The sequence below is a fragment of the Leisingera sp. ANG59 genome, from assembly GCF_013317235.1.
Taxonomy (GTDB): Bacteria; Pseudomonadota; Alphaproteobacteria; order Rhodobacterales; family Rhodobacteraceae; genus Leisingera.
The window spans coordinates 17,930-34,061 of sequence record NZ_WLCM01000039.1 but is presented as its reverse complement, the minus strand read 5'-3'; the positions used below and the strand labels follow the sequence as shown (position 1 = coordinate 34,061).

The window sequence follows — 16,132 nt, the reverse complement described above, 5'->3', positions numbered from 1 at the left end:
ATTGGCGACACCCCGCCCGCCCTGATCGCGCTGGATGCCACCCTGCATCTGCGCAAGGGCAACAGCCGCCGCGAACTGCCGCTGGAGGACTTCTTCCTCGACTACGGCAAGCAGGACCGCCAGCCGGGTGAGTTCGTCGAGGCCGTCAGCTTTCCGCGCCACCCCGACACGCTCAAGGTCTACAAGCTCTCCAAGCGGTTCGACCAGGACATCTCTGCCGTGCTCGGCGCCTTCAACGTGACCGTGGTGGACGGCACCGTCACCGCCGCCCGCATAGCGTTCGGCGGCATGGCCGGCATCCCGAAACGCGCCGCCCATGTGGAGGCCGCCCTGACCGGCCGCCCCTGGACCCGGGCCACCGTCTCCGCCGCCTGCGCCGCATTTGAGCGCGACTTCACCCCGATGGATGACATGCGCGCCTCCGCCGAATACCGGATGGTGACCGCCAAAAACCTGCTGCTGCGCTACTTCGACGAGCTGAACGGCACCCCGGTCTCGGTGCTGGAGGTGAGATCATGAGCGTCTCCAAACCCCTCCCCCACGACGCCGCCGAACTGCATGTGACAGGTGCCGCCCGCTACGTCGATGACATCCCCTCCCCCGCCGGCACCCTGCATCTGGCCTTCGGCATCTCGCCCATCGCCCGCGGCCACATCACCGGCATGCACCTGACCGATGTGCAGAACAGCCCCGGCGTGGCTGCGGTGATGACCGCCAAGGGGCTGCCGTTCTCCAATGACGTCTCCCCGTCGATCCATGACGAGCCGCTGCTGGCGGCAGGCACCGTCAACTACGTCGGCCAGCCGGTGTTCCTGGTGGTGGCAGACAGCCACCGCAACGCACGCATCGCTGCCCGCGAGGGCAAGGTCGACTACAAGGAAGAACCCGCCCTCCTGACCCTCGACGCAGCCCTGGCCGCCGACAGCCGGTTCGAGGAAGGCCCGCGCATCTATCAGAAAGGCGATGCCGCCGCTGCAATCGGCGCCGCCCCGCGCACCGTCGAAGGCACGTTTGAGCTCGGCGGCCAGGAGCATTTCTACCTCGAAGGCCAGGCCGCGATGGCCTGGCCTCAGGAGGATGGCGGCATGCTTGTCTTCTCCTCCACCCAGCACCCGACCGAGATCCAGCACAAGGTGGCCGATGCCATCGGCCTGCCGATGCACGCCGTCCGGGTCGAGACCCGCCGCATGGGCGGCGGCTTCGGCGGCAAGGAAAGCCAGGGCAACGCGCTCGCCGTCGCCTGCGCCGTCGCGGCGCGGCTGACCGGCAAGCCCTGCAAGATGCGCTATGACCGCGACGACGACATGGTCATCACCGGCAAGCGCCACGCCTTCCGCATTTCCTACCGCGCCGGATTCGACGGCGACGGCAAACTGCAGGGCATCGAGTTCCTGCATCTGGTCGATTGCGGCTGGGCACAGGACCTGTCGCTGCCGGTCGCTGACCGGGCGATGCTGCACAGCGACAACGCCTATCTGATCCCCAGCATCCGCATCGAAAGCCACCGGCTGCGCACAAACCGGCAAAGCGCCACCGCCTACCGCGGCTTCGGCGGCCCGCAGGGCATGGTCGGGATCGAGCGGGTGATGGACCACATCGCCCATGACCTCGGGATCGACCCGGCAGAGCTGCGGCAGCGGAACTACTATGCGGCACCGGCACAGGCGAATCCGGACAACACCACGCCCTACGGCATGGAAGTCACGGATTTCGAGCTGCACGGAATGACCGCGGATCTGCTGCGCTCCTCCGACTACGCGGCACGCAAGACTGCGATCGCAGAGTGGAACAAGGGCCAGACCCACTTGAAGCGCGGCATCGCCTTCTCGCCGGTGAAGTTCGGTATTTCCTTCACCCTCACCCACCTCAACCAGGCCGGCGCGCTTGTGCATGTCTACCAGGACGGCTCGGTGCATCTGAACCACGGCGGCACCGAGATGGGCCAGGGCCTGTTCCAGAAGGTGGCGCAGGTCGCCGCCAGCCGCTTCGGCATCCCGCTGGAGAAGGTCAAGATCACCGCCACCGACACCGGCAAGGTGCCCAATACCTCTGCCACCGCCGCCTCTTCCGGCTCCGACCTCAACGGCATGGCGGTGAAGGCCGCCTGCGAAACCATCCGCGACCGCATGGCCGAGCATCTGGCGCTGCACCACCAGGCCCGCCCCGGCGACGTGGTGTTCGAAAACGGCCAGGTCCGCATCGGCCAGGACGAGATGAGTTTCGCTCAGGCCGCCGCGCTCTGCTACCAGGGCCGCGTCAGCCTGTCCGCCACCGGTTTCTACAAGACGCCCAAGGTTGAATGGGACCGGATCAGGGGCCAGGGCCGCCCGTTCTACTACTTCGCCTATGGCGCCGCGGTGACCGAAGTTGCCGTCGATGCCCTGACCGGCGAGAACCGCATCCTGCGCTGCGATATCCTGCATGACGCCGGCGCCTCGCTGAACCCGGCGCTGGACGTGGGCCAGATCGAGGGCGGCTATGTCCAGGGCGCCGGCTGGCTGACCACCGAGGAGCTGGTCTGGGACGACGCGGGCCGCCTGCGCACCCACGCGCCCTCCACTTACAAAATCCCCGCCTGCTCAGACCGGCCCGACGTGTTCAACGTGAAACTCTGGGACGGGCAGAACCGCGAGGACACCATCTACCGCTCCAAGGCGGTGGGCGAACCGCCCTTCATGCTGGGCATCTCCGCCTGGCTGGCGCTCAGCGATGCGGTCTCCGCTTTTGGCGATGCCTACCCGGCACTGAACGCCCCCGCCACGGCAGAGGAAGTCTGGCGCGCAATCCGGAGAGTGCGCGATGGGATTTGACGTTCAGGCATTGCGCGAGGCGGTCGCCGCGCACGGCCGCGTGACCCGGGTGGTGATCGCCGCCGTCCGCGGCTCCTCCCCGCGCGAACCAGGCGCCGCCATGCTGGTCTGGCAGGACGGCCAGAGCGGCACCATCGGCGGCGGCACATTGGAATATGAGGCCGCAGAAGCCGCGCGGGCGCAGATGGTGCCCAAGCACTTCAGCACCCACGCGCTGGGGCCGGACCTGGGCCAGTGCTGCGGCGGTGCCGTCACCCTGCTGAGCGAAGTTTACGAGGCCGCAGATCTGGACGGGTTGGACAGCGACGTCATCGCCCGCCCGGCCTCCCCCGCGCCGGTGCCGATGGCGGTGAAACGCATTCTTGCCACCGCCCGCAGCCAGGGCGTCCCCCCCGAGCCGCAGCTGGTGGACGGCTGGATGATCGAACCGGTCCACCGTCCCAGCCGCCCGGTCTGGATCTGGGGCGCGGGCCATGTCGGCCGGGCGCTGGTGAACGTGCTGGCGCCGCTGCCGGACCTGCAGATCACCTGGGCCGACACCGCGCCAGAGCGGTTCCCGGCGGACATCCCGGCAGGCGTTACCGCGGTCCCGGCCGCTGACGTTGCGCTCCTTGTGCCGCATGCACCTGAAAACGCTGCGCATTTGGTGCTGACCTATTCCCACGCGCTGGATCTGGCGCTATGCCACGCTTTGTTGGGCCGCGGCTTTGCCTTCGCCGGGCTGATCGGCTCCAGAACCAAATGGGCGCGGTTCCGATCGCGCCTGGCGGCCCTGGGCCACAGCCCGGAACAGATCTCCCGGATCACCTGCCCGATCGGCGATCCGGACCTTGGAAAACATCCGCAGATGATTGCGGTCGGCGTGGCTGCGCAGCTGCTGCGGCACGGAAAAGAAGACGAACAGAGAGAGGGCGCACGCGCGTGACTGTACCACTGTTGAGCCTGCAGGGCCTGACCAAGGCCTACCCCGGAGTGGTGGCAAACGACTCCGTCTCCTTTGACATCGGCGAGGGCGAGGTGCATGCCCTGCTGGGCGAAAACGGCGCCGGCAAGTCGACACTGGTCAAGATGATCTACGGTCTGGTGAAACCCGACAGCGGCAAGATGCTGCTGCGCGGCCAGCCCTTTGAACCCGCCGAGCCGCGCCAGGCGCGCGCCGACGGCATCGCCATGGTGTTCCAACACTTCTCGCTGTTTGACGCTTTGAACGTGGCGGAGAATATCGCGCTCGGCATGGAAAACCCGCCGGAGATGCGCGACCTCGCCGCCCGCATCCGCGAGGTGTCGGAAACCTACGGCCTGCCGCTGGATCCGTTCCGCACCGTCGGCGACCTCTCCGCGGGCGAACGCCAGCGGGTCGAGATCATCCGCTGCCTGCTGCAGGACCCCAAGCTGCTGATCATGGACGAGCCGACCTCGGTGCTGACGCCGCAGGAGGTGGAAATCCTGTTCAAGACCCTGCAGAAACTGCAGTCCGAGGGCACCTCGATCCTCTATATCTCGCACAAGCTGGAGGAAATCCGCACCCTGTGCGACCACGCCACCATCCTTCGGCTGGGCAAGAACGTGGGCGAATGCACCCCCTCGGAAACCTCGGCCCGCGACATGGCCGAGATGATGGTCGGCAGCTCGCTGCAAACTCCCCAGCGCGCGGCGCGGGAGTTCGGCGAAGTGGCGATGGACATAACCGGCCTGTCGGTGCCCGCGCCGTCGGCTTTTGGCACCGCGCTGAAGAACGTACATCTGAAAGTCCGAAAGGGCGAGATCCTCGGCATCGGAGGTGTTGCCGGCAACGGCCAGGACGAACTGCTGGGCGTGCTGTCGGGCGAAACCCTGACCGACGCGGACGCGGTGAAGCTGCACGGCAAGCCGATCGGCAGGCTCGGCCCCACCGCCCGGCGCAGGTTCGGGGTTCTGGCCGCCCCCGAGGAAAGGCTCGGCCATGCCGCGGCGCCGGACATGAGCCTGACCGAGAACGCCATGCTCACCGGCTCCGTGCGCGAAGGGCTGGAGAAAAACGGCTTTCTCGATTGGGGGGCTACCACGGATTTTGCCGAGCGCATCATTAAGGCGTTTGACGTCCGCACCCCCGGCCCCGGCAATGCTGCTCGGTCGCTCTCAGGCGGCAACCTGCAGAAATTCGTGATCGGCCGCGAGGTGCTGCAGGACCCGGACGTGCTGGTGGTGAACCAGCCGACCTGGGGCGTCGATGCCGCCGCCGCCGCCGCCATCCGCCAGTCGCTGCTGGACCTGGCCGCAAAGGGCGCCGCGGTGATCTGCATCAGCCAGGACCTGGATGAGCTGATGGAAATTTCCGACAGCTTTGCCGCCCTGAACGAAGGCCGCCTCAGCGCCCCGCGCGAAGCCGCTGGCCTGACGGTGGACGAGATCGGCCTGATGATGGGCGGCGCCCACGGCATGGAGGTGGCGCATGTCTGACCTCCGCAACAGAAATCAAAAGAAGAAACAGGGAGCCGCTTCATGATCCGGCTTGAGAAACGGCCGCAGCCGTCGCGCGCCTGGTCGATGGCGACGCCGCTGGTGGCGGTGCTTGCGACGATGTTTTTTGGCGGCCTGCTGTTCGCTGTTCTTGGTAAACCGCCGGTAGAGGCGATCCGCACCATCTTCTGGGAGCCGCTGTTCGGCGAGTTCGCCTTCTACTACCGCCCGCAGCTGCTGGTGAAAGGCGCGCCGCTGGTGCTGATCGCCATCGGCCTGTCGCTGGGCTTCCGGGCGGGCATCTGGAACATCGGCGCCGAGGGCCAGTACATCATGGGCGCCATCTTCGGCGCCGGCGCAGGCCTTGCCTTCTACCCCTCAGAATCCTTCCTGATTTTCCCATTCATGGTCATCGCCGGCGCCTTCGGCGGCTGGCTCTGGGCGATGATCCCAGCCATCCTGAAAACCCGCTTCGGCACCAATGAAATCCTGGTCTCGCTGATGCTGGTCTATGTCGCCGAGCAGTTCCTAGCCTCGGTCTCGCTGGGCCTTTTGAAGAACCCCGAGGGCTTCGGCTTCCCCGGCTCCCGCAACCTGCAGTCCTGGGACGCCGCCCATAACGCCGAGCTGATCGCGGGCTCCGGCATGCACTGGGGCGTGGTGGCGGCGCTGATTGCGGTGATCTTTGCCTATGTGCTCTTGAACCGCCACATGACCGGCTACCACATCCGCCTGACCGGCGAGGCGCCGCGGGCCGCCAAGTTCGCAGGCGTCAACCCCACCCGGCTGGTGCTGTTCTGCCTCGGCACCTCCGGCGCGCTAGCGGGGCTGGCCGGCATGTTCGAGGTCTCGGGGCCTTCGGGCCAGATCTCCATCGACTTCAACGTGGGCTATGGCTTTACCGCGATCATCGTCGCCTTCCTGGGCCGCCTGCACCCAGTAGGCATCCTGCTGGCAGGCGGGCTGATGGCGCTGACCTACATTGGCGGCGACATCGCCCAGTCGAACCTGCAGCTGCCCGCAGCCGCCATCCAGGTCTTCCAGGGGATGCTTCTGTTCTTCCTGCTGGCCTTTGACCTGCTCACCAATTTCCGCATCGCAATCGGCAAGCCGGAGGTGGCGTGATGGGACAAGTGCTGCGCTCTCTGCGAATGTGGGACCCCGAAACTGAAAAGCATATCGTGCTGGAGGCTAACGAAAGTCAGTTGCGTTTGCTGGAGGCAGACATTCGCGCCAATAAGGACGCCATTGCAGCCCTGCATGAATGGGACAGCCTTTGCAGGAGTTGCCTAGCTAATGGCGAAACTTCTTCGCCTGAGCTTCCGGCGAGCATGAGTATTTTCTGGGCCATTTTGAAACAGCACGATCCGCGTTGGCCCGGTGGAATGGGCAGCAGGCTGTTGAACGAAATGACCGCCCGCATCTGCGGCGAACGGAGCTGAAAACATGGATCTTTCTGCAATCAACCCGGTCCTGCTCATCGCCTCGCTGATGGTGGCGGCAACCCCGCTTCTGCTGGCCGCCATCGGCGAGCTGGTGGTCGAAAAGGCGGGCGTGCTGAACCTTGGGGTCGAGGGGATGATGATCGTCGGTGCCATCGCAGGCTTTGCCACCGCGGTGGAAAGCGGCTCGCCGTTTCTCGGCTTCATCGCCGCCGCCATCGCAGGTGCCGCCTTGTCGATCCTGTTTGCCATCCTCACTCAGTTTGCCCAGGCAAACCAGGTCGCCTCCGGCCTGTCGCTGACACTCTTTGGCCTGGGCCTGTCGGCGCTGATGGGGCAGTCCTACGTCGGCATCAAGCCGCCGCAGATGGGCGACATCCACATCCCGGTGCTGAGCGACCTGCCCGTTGTCGGCCCGATCCTGTTCGGCCATGACATTATCCTCTATTTCGGCATCGCGCTGACCGCCGCGGTCTGGTGGGTGCTGAAGTATTCCCGCATCGGCCTGGTGCTGCGCGCGGTGGGCGAAAACCACGACGCCGCCCACGCGCTGGGATACAAGGTGCTGAAGATCCGTCTGATGGCAATCATGTTCGGCGGTGCCTGCGCCGGCCTGGGCGGCGCCTACATCAGCCTGATCCGGGTGCCGCAGTGGACCGAGGGCATGACCGCCGGCATCGGCTGGATTGCACTCGCCCTGGTGGTGTTCGCCAGCTGGAAACCCTGGCGCGCATTGCTGGGTGCCTATCTGTTCGGCGGCGTCACCGTGGTGCAGCTCAATCTGCAGGCGGCAGGCGTTGCCATCCCGGTCGAGTATCTGGCAATGTCGCCCTATCTTATTACGATCCTTGTGCTTGTTATCCTTTCCGCGGACAAAAGCAGCGCACCCGCCTCGCTCGGCCGCAACTTCCACGCCTCCCGCTGACGCGGGGGGCTCATTGCCCGCCCCGGCTGCCGGGGCCAACCAAAACCAACTGGGGAGTCCCTTTGATGAAACTGACCAAACTCCTGACCAGCGCCGCGGTGGCGCTTGGCCTGGCTGCAGGCGCGGCCTGGGCGCAAGACAAGACCAAGGTGGGCTTTGTCTATGTCGGCCCCGTCGGCGATGGCGGCTGGACCTATGAGCACGACCAGGGCCGCAAGGCGGTTGAGACCGAGTTCGGCGATCAGGTCGAAACCGTCTATGTGGAAAACGTGGCCGAAGGCCCGGACGCCGAGCGGGTGATGACCCAGATGGCACTGGAAGGCGCTGACCTGATCTTCACCACCTCCTTCGGCTACATGGATCCGACCATCAACGTTGCCAAGAAGTTCCCGAACGTGAAGTTCGAGCACGCCACCGGCTACAAGCGCGCCGACAACGTCTCGACCTACTCCGCCCGTTTCTACGAGGGCCGTGCGGTGCAGGGCACCATCGCGGGCCACATGACTGAATCGAACATCGTCGGCTACATCGGCTCCTACCCGATCCCGGAAGTGATCCGCGGCATCAACTCGGCCTATATCCACGCCAAGAAGGTGAACCCCGACGTCCAGTTCAAGATCGTCTGGGCCTTCACCTGGTTCGACCCGGCGAAAGAGGCCGACGCCGCCAAGGTGCTGATCGAACAGGGCGCCGACGTGATCCTGCAGCACACCGACTCCACCGCGCCGCAGGCGGCTGCGCAGGCGGCAGGCAATGTGATCACCTTCGGCCAGGCCTCCGACATGTCGGAATACGCCCCGAAGCCGCGCGTCTCCTCGATCATCGACAACTGGGCGCCCTACTACATCGCCCGCACCAAGGCCGTGATCGACGGCACCTGGGAGTCGGTTGACACCTGGGACGGCATCGGCGCCGGCATGGTCGGCATCGGCGAGATCACCGACGCGGTTCCGGCCGAGGTGAAAGAGGCCGCCCTGGCGATCAAGGATTCCATTGCCAACGGCACCTACCACCCGTTCACCGGCCCGCTTAACAAGCAGGACGGCTCCGCCTGGCTGGCGGAGGGTGAGGTCGCCGATGACGGCACCCTGGCCGGCATGAACTTCTATGTCGAAGGCATCGAGGGTGACATCCCGCAGTAAGCGGCCCCTCCTATGACGCACAAAGGCCCGCCACTTGGCGGGCCTTTTTTGTTGCCCCAAGAACAGCTGATTTCAGCAAAGCCTGCTGACACGCCTTGTCACTGTCCTGCTGTACTCCCCGCTCCAGCAGCCCGCGGGAATCTGCCCGCGGCACGCTCAGGCACATTGGAGATTGCTCTTGAAAATGAATTACTTCGTTGTCGGCACCAACGACATGGATGCTGCAATCAAATTCTATGACGCGCTTTTTGAGAACCAGGGATTTACCCAGGTCCGGCCCAGTGACCGGATGACCTACTGGCTGAAGGACGAATTTGCCTTTGCCGCTGCCCTCCCCTTTGACGGCGCCCCCGCCACCAATGGCAACGGAACCATGGCGGGCTTCAGCCTCGGCTCCGCGGACCAAGTCGCCCGGCTGCACAAGAAGGCGATCGAACTGGGCGGCTCCTGCGAGGGCGAGCCGGGGCAGCGCGGGCCGCGGTTTTCAGCCTATGTGCGGGATCTGGACGGCAACAAGCTGTGTTTCGCTGACTGACCCTCCAGAAGCAGCAAAGGGCGGACCCGAAGGCCCGCCTTTCTTGTCCTTCCGGCTGGACCTGCCTTAGTGGCCGGACAGCACCAGCGTTTTAACCGGCATCAACAGCAGACGCAGCCGCAGACCTGCCGCATGGACCACCCCGATGGTGTCCACCACATGCAGGAAGGCCCACTCAGCGGTGCCGATGCTGTCATTATGCTCCAGCCGCTCGTGATTGCTGGTATAGACATTGGCCAGGCAGTTGCTGCCCGGCGGCAGCACCTCTGCGGTGCCCTCGTAAAGCGGCTCCATGAAAACAGTGATGGTGCCGGGCGCGCGCATGTTCTGCAGGTCGCGCAGCTCATCCGTGGGACGCAGCTGGCCGGTGGCGATCACGTCCTGCACCCCGACCACCACCATCGGGATCACCGTGAAAGGTTTGGTCATGCAGCCGATCTCGCCGATCATGCCGGGCTTGATGACCTGTGCCGCCATCTGGTTAAAGCCCGCCTGGAAACGATTGCGGCCAGAGTCCAGCGGTACCAGGATGCCCGCCGGGCGCAGCACTGGGCTGACATAGTCGCCGACCTGCAGCGCGAACTGTTCAAGCCGCCCGTCAACACCGGCGCTGACCAGCGTCTTGTCCAGTTCCGCCTGCGCCAGCTGCAGCTGCGCTTCGGCGCTGGCCATCTGGGCCGGGATCAGCACCTCGATCTGCTGCTCTACTGCCGCCTTTTCCGCCCGCGCCGCCTCGACAGAGGCCGCCCGCTGGTCGACAAGATTTTCCAGCCGCTCGATTTCGGTCAGTCGCACCGCGGCCGAGCCCTGGTCACGCAGCGCCTGGTTGCGCTCCAGATCATCCCGCGCCTGCGCCAGCGCCGCCTGCGCCTGGGCAATGCCTGCCTCCGCCTGGGCCAGGTCGGTGTCCGCCAGCTTGCGCGAGGCCTCCACTTGGGCAATCGCCGCCCGGGCGGATTCCAGCGCCGCCTTCTGCGACAGCCCCTCCAGCCGCAGGATCGGGTCGCCTGCCTTCACTTCCTGATTGTTGACGACATAAACCTCGGCCACCCGGCCGCCGACCTGCGGCAGGATGGTGACGGTGCGGAAGTATGAGGCCACCGTATTGGTCGCCGGATGGAAGTAGAACAGCGTGGTCAGCACCATCAGTGTCAGCATCACGCAGGCCGTGAGGCCCCAGCGCAGCTCATACCAGACGGAAAACAGCGTCAGCTCCTGGCCGACCCGCTTGCCCTGCACAAAGCGGCGGAACAAAAAGTCGGGCAGGATGGTGACCAGCGCGCACAGCAGTGTCTCAATCATCTCTCAGTGCCCTTCTGCCACGGGTTCCGCCTGCACCGGCGCAGGCGTGTCCGGTTTGTCCGCATCCGGGCTGTCCACGCCCTGCGCCACCGGGGTCTCGGGCTCCTTCCCCAGGCCCCGGACCGCATCGGCAATGGAGCGCAGCGGTGCAGCCAGATCCGGGATCTGGAAGCCCGCCATCAGGATCGCAGCCACCCAGAAGATATTGTTGTGGGTGAACAGCGCCAGCAGCGCCAGAATGCCGACCAGCTGGAACTGCGGGTGATTGCTCTTGTGTGCCATCTTCTCCGGCAGCGCGTGCAGGGTGAAATAGGCAACCCCGATCAGCAGGATCAGGGTGATGGTGAACACCGCCATGAAAGTGAACAGGAAATCGCTGCCGTCCGCCGCGGTGACATATGAAGGTATATGCCCCGCAGCCATCGGATGTGCATTGGGCGTGGTCATCGTCCGTCCCCCGTCTCAAATTATTTTCTTGAACTGCATCCAATAGTTGCACTGCCCGGCGCTTTGACCAAGCATTTTGTCTGCCAGCGCCGGAATTGCCCTTTGCCTGCCCGGCCTTGCGTGCCACTCTCCGGCCATGACACAGAGCCCACGCACGCCCCTCACCAGCCCTGATGGCACCCCCGCCAGCCGTTTTGCCTTTGGCTGCATGCAGTTCGGCAGCCGCGCCTCCGAAGCGCAGTCGGCAGACATGTACGCCGCCTGCCGCGCCGCCGGCATCACCCATTTCGACACCGCCTGGGTCTACACCGATGGCAGCTCCGAACGGATCCTCGGCCGCTTCATCAAGAGCGAACGCGACCGGCTGCTGATTGCCACCAAGGCGGGGTATGAGGGCGGCGCCGGGGCCGCCAACCTGCGCGCCCAGCTGGACGAAAGCCGCCGCCGGCTGGATCTGGACATGGTCGATGTCTTCTACCTGCACCGTTTCGACCCGCACACCGATCTGCGCGAGACCATGGAGTGTTTCGCCGCGCTCAAGGACGCAGGCGTGATCCGCTATGCGGCGCTGTCCAACTTCGCCGCCTGGCAGGTGATGAAGGCGCAGATGGCGGGGCTGGCCTCCGGCATTTCCATCGATCTGCTGCAGCCGATGTATTCACTGGTGAAACGGCAGGCAGAGGTGGAAATCCTGCCGATGTGCGCCGACCAGGGCATCACCGCAGTGCCCTACTCGCCGCTTGGCGGCGGTCTTCTGACCGGCAAATACGCCGCCGGCGGCAGCGGCCGCATCACCGAGGACAAGGGCTACAGCGTCCGCTACAGCCCCGCCTCGATGCATCAGACTGCCGCTGCGCTGACTGAGCTGGCTGCCCAGCGCGGCACCCATCCTGCCACCCTTGCCGTGGCCTGGGCCGCTGCCCACCCCGCCGCGCCGGTACCGATCATCTCTGCCCGCAACGCGGAACAGCTGCAGCCCTCGCTGGCGGCGCTGGAATACGCAATGGACCGCGATCTCTACACCGCCATCGAGGCGCTCAGCCCCCGGCCGGCACCGGCCACCGACCGGCTGGAAGAACAAGAAGACCACAAGGACTAGACCCATGCAGGATTTCATCGTCATCGGCGGCGGCATGGCCGGCACCAGCGCCGCCGCCCGGCTGGCCGCCCTCGGCAGCGTCACTTTGCTCGAAATGGAGGATGCGCTTGGCTACCATTCCTCCGGCCGCTCCGCCGCGCTGTATGAGGAAAACTACGGCCACGGCCCCACCCTCGACCTGAACCGCGCCAGCGCCGCTCACCTGCGCGAAAACGGCTACCTGTCCCCGCGAGGGCTGATGCTGGTCGGGGCCAAGGGTGATGCCGGCGGCTTTGCCCGCGACGTGGATGAGCTGGGCATGGCCACGCTGGAGCTGGACGAGGCCCGCGCCATGGTGCCGATCCTGAACCCTGAGACCGTCGGCTTCACCGCCATCAGCGGCGCGGCTGAGGATATCGACACCGACAGGATGCTGCAGGATTTCGCCAAGGCTTTGCGCGCTGCGGGCGGCCGGACCGTAACTAAGGCGCCTGTGACCGCGATCGTCCGCATCAGCGGCGGCTGGCAGGTCACCGCGGGCGGTGAGGCCTACGAGGCCCGCAACCTGGTCAACGCAGCGGGCGCCTGGGCGGATCAGGTCGCGGCACTGGCCGGGGTCGCCGCTATCGGCCTGCAGCCCAAGCGCCGCTCGATGGCGCGGCTGCCCGCGCCCGGCGGCCATGACGTCAGCGGCTGGCCGATGTTGCTGGGCGTGGGTGAAACCTGGTACGCCAAACCTGATGCCGGCAAGCTGCTGGTCTCCCCCGCCGATGCCGACCCGGTGGAGCCGCATGACGCCTATGCAGACGACATGGTGCTGGCCGAAGGGCTGGCGCGCTACGAGGAAATGGTGACAGAGCCGGTCACCCGCGTTGAAAGCAATTTTGCCGGCCTGCGCAGCTTTGTCGCCGACGGCACCCTGGTGCTGGGGCCGGATCCGGACCAGCCGGATTTCATCTGGTGCGCCGGTCAGGGCGGCTACGGCATCATGACCGCGCCCTCCGCCTCGCAGCTGATTGCAGATCTGGTGGCAGGCCGCGCGCCGGTGCTGGACGCCGCCGCGGTCGCAGCGCTGTCGCCGGCACGGCTGCGCTGATGCCGGTGCGTTCGGTTCCCGGCGCGGCGTCTGTCGCAGAACCGCAAGGAGGCAAGCTGTTTGCCCCCTCCGCCGAGCGAAACAGCGGCGCGATCTGCGATCTTCTGACCCAGATCGCCCCGAAGGCGGGCCGCGCTCTGGAGCTGGCCAGCGGCACTGGCCAGCATGTGGCCGCCTTTGCCTCCGGCCTGCCCGGGCTGACCTGGCTGCCAACGGAAGTGGACGCCGCCCGCCGCGCCAGCATCCAGGCCTACGCCGACGAGTCAGGCCTGCCCAACATCGCCCCGCCCATAGACCTGGACGCCACCGCCCCTGGCTGGGGCGCTGATCATGCGGGCCAGGACCTGATCGTGCTGGTGAACCTCCTGCATCTGATCAGCGCAGGGGAAGCCCGCACCCTGATCCAGGAAGCCGCCGCCGCGCTCGCCTCCGGCGGGCGCTTCGTGATCTACGGCCCCTTCATGCGCGCCGGAGACCTCATCAGCGAGGGCGACCGCGCCTTCCACGCCGCCATCACCGCCCACGACCCGGAAACCGGCTACAAGGATGATGCCGAGGTCATCAACTGGCTGCAGGCTGCCGGGCTGGACCTGCTGCAGGCGGTAGAGATGCCCGCCAACAACCTGGCGCTGGTTAGCCGGAAATAGCGCAACCTGAATTCCGGCGCAGAATTCAGCCCGGAAAACGCGTTTTTCTGTGGAATGTTCCGCGCCGGATTTGTTTCTCCTAACCGCCGCGCACCTCCTGCAATCCCCGCACCACCTGGCGGATATGCTGCAGCGCCGGATTGTCGGCCAGATAGAGTGCACGGCAACTGAGGCTGATCTCCGGCGCGCCTTCCACTGCGTGCAGCGCGCCCGCCGCCAGCGCCTCTGCTGCCATATAGGCCGGAAAATACCCCATGCCGCCGCGCTTCTGCAGGTAACGCAGCCCCATCAGCGCATTGCCCAGCACGATATGCTGGCGGCTGCGGGCGGGCAGCACATCCTGCAATTGCGCATCATACTCGGCGCCGAATTCCAGGTTGATGAACAGCGGCAGCGCATCCTGCCCCAGCCGCAGGGGATGGTCCGCCACCAGAACCAGCCGCTCCGGCGGCAGTTCTTCCGCCGCCAGCCGTGCGCCTGCCGGCACCTCGTTCACGATTGCCAGATCCAGCAGGCGGCGCGCCACCGCTTCGCCCATATTCATCGCGTGGTCGTAGTTCAGCGTGAAGGGCACCGTGCCCTGCACCTCCTCCAGCCAGACCGCCACATCGACCAGCAAAGGGTCCCACACCGACAGCTGCGCCCCCAACCGCAGCGGCACCCGCCCAGCCAGGCTGGCCTTCAGATCGCCGGACACAAACTCCCAGGTCCGCATCATCTGCTCGGCATAGGGCATGAACTGCCGCCCCGCCTCGCTCAGCCTCGTGCCGCCCGGGCCGCGCTCAAACAATGGCGTCCCCAGCGCCTCCTCCAGCGCCTTGATCCGGGCGCTGACAGCGGTCTGGGTCACGTTCAAAACCCGGGCCGCGCCGTGAAAGCTGCCCGCGGCCTCGATCGCCAGAAAGGTTTTGAACGCGCTGATCTGCATGGTGATCACTATTTCCTTTCAGGCTGAGCAAATCAATTCGTTTTCCTGCTCAGGCGGGAAACGCTACGCTGCCAGCAGATCAACCAAAGGACCCGCGCCATGCTGGACAAAAGCCACAAGCCAACCTGGACCAGTTTCACCGAAGCCACCGCCGCCGACTGGGCCGCGGTAGAGAAATACGAAGAGGCATACAACGCCGCCCTGCCGGACCGCATCCTCGACGCGATCCGCTCGCTGGACGAGGACTGGACCCCCTACCCGGTGAACCGCTACCAGCACTCGCTGCAGGCCGCGACCCGCGCCTGGGAAGACGGCGCCGACGACGAGATCATCGTGGCTGCGCTGGTGCATGACACCGGCGACATCCTGTCCCCCTACAACCACAGCGAGCTGTCGGCGGCGATGATGAAGCCCTATGTCAGCGAAAAGACCTATTGGATCCTCAAGCACCACTGCGTGTTCCAGGGCTTCTACTACAACCACCACTTCGGCGGCGACCGCAACGCGCGGGACAAGTACCGCGACAGCCCCTATTGGGAGGACTGCCGGTATTTCTGCGAGAAATACGACCAATGCGCCTTCGACCCGGAGTATCCGACCAAGCCGCTGGAGTTCTTCGAGCCAATCCTGCGCAAGGTGCTGTCGCGCGGCTGGGGCCACATGGAGCTGGCTGAAACCGCAGAGGACTGACATTTCGGGACGCCCTCTCTCCGCGCCCTGTCCCTGGCAAAAGCCAGGCCGAGCCCCTCCCGGCTCCCCCGGCCGGAGGGGCGCTTTCCTTGCTGCAACCCGCCATCGAGCGCAGCCAAAGCCCTGCCCCTAGGTGATCCGCCCGGTTTCTGGCATGGTGAAGCATCCTGTCCCGTGGAGGAAACCGCATGCCGGATGCCAGCGCGCTGATCGGATCCTGGCGCATGATCTCATGGACCCGCACCTCTGTCGCTACGGGGGAAACCGTGGATGCCCCGGGACCGTCTCCCATCGGCTATATCACCTATCACCGCGACGGTCGGATGATGGCCACCGTGTTCCGGCGCGACCGCATCAGCCAAAGCGGCGGGAGCTGGAGCACGGAGGAGAAAGCCGCGCTGTTTGACGATATGCTGGCCTATGTCGCCTCCTAAACGCTGGAGGGCAACCGGGTGGTTCACCATGTGGAAGGGCGCCTGGAACCCGAACTGGGCAGGCGATCTGTCACGCCCCTTCACCCTGGAAGGCGACCGGCTGAGCATCGGCGGCGCGCCGGGCGTGGACCCGGCGACGGGTGAGGACGTCATCTACAACATGGAGTTCCGCAAGGTGGCTGATCAGCCGTGACTGCCCGGAAGTCTCCCGCTTTGC

General features: G+C 65.9%; 18 protein-coding genes. 15 read left to right on the top strand and 3 right to left on the bottom strand.

Going from position 1 to position 16,132, the window contains the following annotated elements; all coding sequences use genetic code 11:
- From GKC28_RS21735 to GKC28_RS21695, 9 genes are all read left to right on the top strand, one after another.
- On the top strand, nt 1-519 hold a 519-nt coding region (locus tag GKC28_RS21735; RefSeq protein ID WP_174149080.1), incomplete at its 5' end, for an FAD binding domain-containing protein.
- Nucleotides 516-2,810 carry a xanthine dehydrogenase molybdopterin binding subunit gene (gene xdhB / locus GKC28_RS21730; protein ID WP_174149079.1) on the top strand — a complete coding sequence of 765 codons (2,295 nt, stop codon included), beginning with the start codon at nt 516-518 and terminating at the stop codon, nt 2,808-2,810. The genes GKC28_RS21735 and xdhB, both read left to right, overlap by 4 nt.
- A complete protein-coding gene (gene xdhC / locus GKC28_RS21725) occupies nt 2,800-3,735 on the top strand; it encodes a xanthine dehydrogenase accessory protein XdhC (protein WP_174149078.1) in 936 nt (311 codons plus the stop codon). Before xdhB ends, xdhC begins: the two co-directional genes overlap by 11 nt.
- A complete protein-coding gene (locus tag GKC28_RS21720) occupies nt 3,732-5,249 on the top strand; it encodes an ABC transporter ATP-binding protein (protein WP_174149077.1) in 1,518 nt (505 codons plus the stop codon). Before xdhC ends, GKC28_RS21720 begins: the two co-directional genes overlap by 4 nt.
- 42 nt (nt 5,250-5,291) lie before the next feature.
- On the top strand, nt 5,292-6,374 hold the full coding sequence (locus GKC28_RS21715; protein ID WP_174149076.1) for an ABC transporter permease: 1,083 nt from the start codon (nt 5,292-5,294) through the stop codon (nt 6,372-6,374).
- Nucleotides 6,374-6,691, top strand: coding sequence for a hypothetical protein (locus GKC28_RS21710; protein WP_174149075.1), 318 nt, complete (start codon nt 6,374-6,376; stop codon nt 6,689-6,691). The genes GKC28_RS21715 and GKC28_RS21710 overlap by 1 nt, the downstream gene beginning before the upstream one ends.
- Nucleotides 6,692-6,695: 4 nt before the next feature.
- Nucleotides 6,696-7,616 carry an ABC transporter permease gene (locus GKC28_RS21705; RefSeq protein WP_174149074.1) on the top strand — a complete coding sequence of 307 codons (921 nt, stop codon included), beginning with the start codon at nt 6,696-6,698 and terminating at the stop codon, nt 7,614-7,616.
- A gap of 65 nt (nt 7,617-7,681) precedes the next feature.
- Nucleotides 7,682-8,758, top strand: a complete 1,077-nt coding sequence (locus GKC28_RS21700; RefSeq protein ID WP_174149073.1) for a BMP family ABC transporter substrate-binding protein — start codon at nt 7,682-7,684, stop codon at nt 8,756-8,758.
- A 184-nt stretch (nt 8,759-8,942) separates the two neighbouring features.
- Complete coding sequence (locus tag GKC28_RS21695; RefSeq protein ID WP_254604346.1) at nt 8,943-9,293, top strand: VOC family protein; 351 nt, start codon at nt 8,943-8,945, stop codon at nt 9,291-9,293.
- Between the two features lie 66 nt (nt 9,294-9,359).
- Here the strand turns inward: GKC28_RS21695 and GKC28_RS21690 are convergent, their stop codons facing one another.
- Together GKC28_RS21690 and GKC28_RS21685 are read right to left on the bottom strand one after the other, a co-directional pair.
- Complete coding sequence (locus tag GKC28_RS21690; protein WP_174149071.1) at nt 9,360-10,595, bottom strand: HlyD family secretion protein; 1,236 nt, start codon at nt 10,593-10,595, stop codon at nt 9,360-9,362.
- Between the two features lie 3 nt (nt 10,596-10,598).
- Nucleotides 10,599-11,042 carry a hypothetical protein gene (locus GKC28_RS21685; RefSeq protein ID WP_254604344.1) on the bottom strand — a complete coding sequence of 148 codons (444 nt, stop codon included), beginning with the start codon at nt 11,040-11,042 and terminating at the stop codon, nt 10,599-10,601.
- 136 nt (nt 11,043-11,178) lie between these two features.
- Here GKC28_RS21685 and GKC28_RS21680 point away from each other — a divergent pair, with 136 nt between their 5' ends.
- The 3 genes from GKC28_RS21680 to GKC28_RS21670 are packed head-to-tail and all read left to right on the top strand — an operon-like array spanning nt 11,179 to nt 13,863.
- Nucleotides 11,179-12,141 carry an aldo/keto reductase gene (locus tag GKC28_RS21680; RefSeq protein WP_174149070.1) on the top strand — a complete coding sequence of 321 codons (963 nt, stop codon included), beginning with the start codon at nt 11,179-11,181 and terminating at the stop codon, nt 12,139-12,141.
- A gap of 4 nt (nt 12,142-12,145) precedes the next feature.
- Nucleotides 12,146-13,216 (top strand): FAD-binding oxidoreductase, encoded by a 1,071-nt coding sequence (locus GKC28_RS21675; protein WP_174149069.1) that lies wholly within the window; start codon nt 12,146-12,148, stop codon nt 13,214-13,216.
- Nucleotides 13,216-13,863 carry a DUF938 domain-containing protein gene (locus tag GKC28_RS21670; RefSeq protein ID WP_174149068.1) on the top strand — a complete coding sequence of 216 codons (648 nt, stop codon included), beginning with the start codon at nt 13,216-13,218 and terminating at the stop codon, nt 13,861-13,863. Before GKC28_RS21675 ends, GKC28_RS21670 begins: the two co-directional genes overlap by 1 nt.
- 79 nt (nt 13,864-13,942) lie before the next feature.
- Here GKC28_RS21670 and GKC28_RS21665 read toward each other — a convergent pair whose 3' ends face one another.
- A complete protein-coding gene (locus GKC28_RS21665) occupies nt 13,943-14,791 on the bottom strand; it encodes a LysR family transcriptional regulator (RefSeq protein WP_217434175.1) in 849 nt (282 codons plus the stop codon).
- Nucleotides 14,792-14,890: 99 nt separating this feature from the next.
- Here GKC28_RS21665 and GKC28_RS21660 point away from each other — a divergent pair, with 99 nt between their 5' ends.
- The 3 genes from GKC28_RS21660 (at nt 14,891) to GKC28_RS26200 (ending at nt 16,108) form a co-directional block, all read left to right on the top strand.
- A complete protein-coding gene (locus GKC28_RS21660; protein ID WP_174149066.1) occupies nt 14,891-15,481 on the top strand; it encodes an HD domain-containing protein in 591 nt (196 codons plus the stop codon).
- 188 nt (nt 15,482-15,669) lie between these two features.
- Complete coding sequence (locus GKC28_RS26205; RefSeq protein ID WP_217434174.1) at nt 15,670-15,915, top strand: lipocalin-like domain-containing protein; 246 nt, start codon at nt 15,670-15,672, stop codon at nt 15,913-15,915.
- Nucleotides 15,916-15,943: 28 nt separating this feature from the next.
- Entirely contained in the window at nt 15,944-16,108 is a 165-nt protein-coding gene (locus tag GKC28_RS26200; protein ID WP_217434173.1) for a lipocalin-like domain-containing protein, read from the top strand.
- Nucleotides 16,109-16,132 lie beyond the last annotated feature (24 nt).

Coding starts and splice junctions, on each gene's coding strand:
- GKC28_RS21695 (WP_254604346.1), top strand. CDS start 8,943: ATGAATTACTTCGTTGTCGGCACCAACGACATGGATGCTGCAATCAAA.
- GKC28_RS21670 (WP_174149068.1), top strand. CDS start 13,216: ATGCCGGTGCGTTCGGTTCCCGGCGCGGCGTCTGTCGCAGAACCGCAA.
- GKC28_RS21700 (WP_174149073.1), top strand. CDS start 7,682: ATGAAACTGACCAAACTCCTGACCAGCGCCGCGGTGGCGCTTGGCCTG.
- GKC28_RS21715 (WP_174149076.1), top strand. CDS start 5,292: ATGATCCGGCTTGAGAAACGGCCGCAGCCGTCGCGCGCCTGGTCGATG.
- GKC28_RS21685 (WP_254604344.1), bottom strand. CDS start 11,042: ATGACCACGCCCAATGCACATCCGATGGCTGCGGGGCATATACCTTCA.
- GKC28_RS21665 (WP_217434175.1), bottom strand. CDS start 14,791: ATGCAGATCAGCGCGTTCAAAACCTTTCTGGCGATCGAGGCCGCGGGC.
- xdhC (WP_174149078.1), top strand. CDS start 2,800: ATGGGATTTGACGTTCAGGCATTGCGCGAGGCGGTCGCCGCGCACGGC.
- GKC28_RS21675 (WP_174149069.1), top strand. CDS start 12,146: ATGCAGGATTTCATCGTCATCGGCGGCGGCATGGCCGGCACCAGCGCC.
- xdhB (WP_174149079.1), top strand. CDS start 516: ATGAGCGTCTCCAAACCCCTCCCCCACGACGCCGCCGAACTGCATGTG.
- GKC28_RS21705 (WP_174149074.1), top strand. CDS start 6,696: ATGGATCTTTCTGCAATCAACCCGGTCCTGCTCATCGCCTCGCTGATG.
- GKC28_RS21710 (WP_174149075.1), top strand. CDS start 6,374: ATGGGACAAGTGCTGCGCTCTCTGCGAATGTGGGACCCCGAAACTGAA.
- GKC28_RS21690 (WP_174149071.1), bottom strand. CDS start 10,595: ATGATTGAGACACTGCTGTGCGCGCTGGTCACCATCCTGCCCGACTTT.
- GKC28_RS21680 (WP_174149070.1), top strand. CDS start 11,179: ATGACACAGAGCCCACGCACGCCCCTCACCAGCCCTGATGGCACCCCC.
- GKC28_RS26205 (WP_217434174.1), top strand. CDS start 15,670: ATGCCGGATGCCAGCGCGCTGATCGGATCCTGGCGCATGATCTCATGG.
- GKC28_RS21660 (WP_174149066.1), top strand. CDS start 14,891: ATGCTGGACAAAAGCCACAAGCCAACCTGGACCAGTTTCACCGAAGCC.
- GKC28_RS26200 (WP_217434173.1), top strand. CDS start 15,944: ATGTGGAAGGGCGCCTGGAACCCGAACTGGGCAGGCGATCTGTCACGC.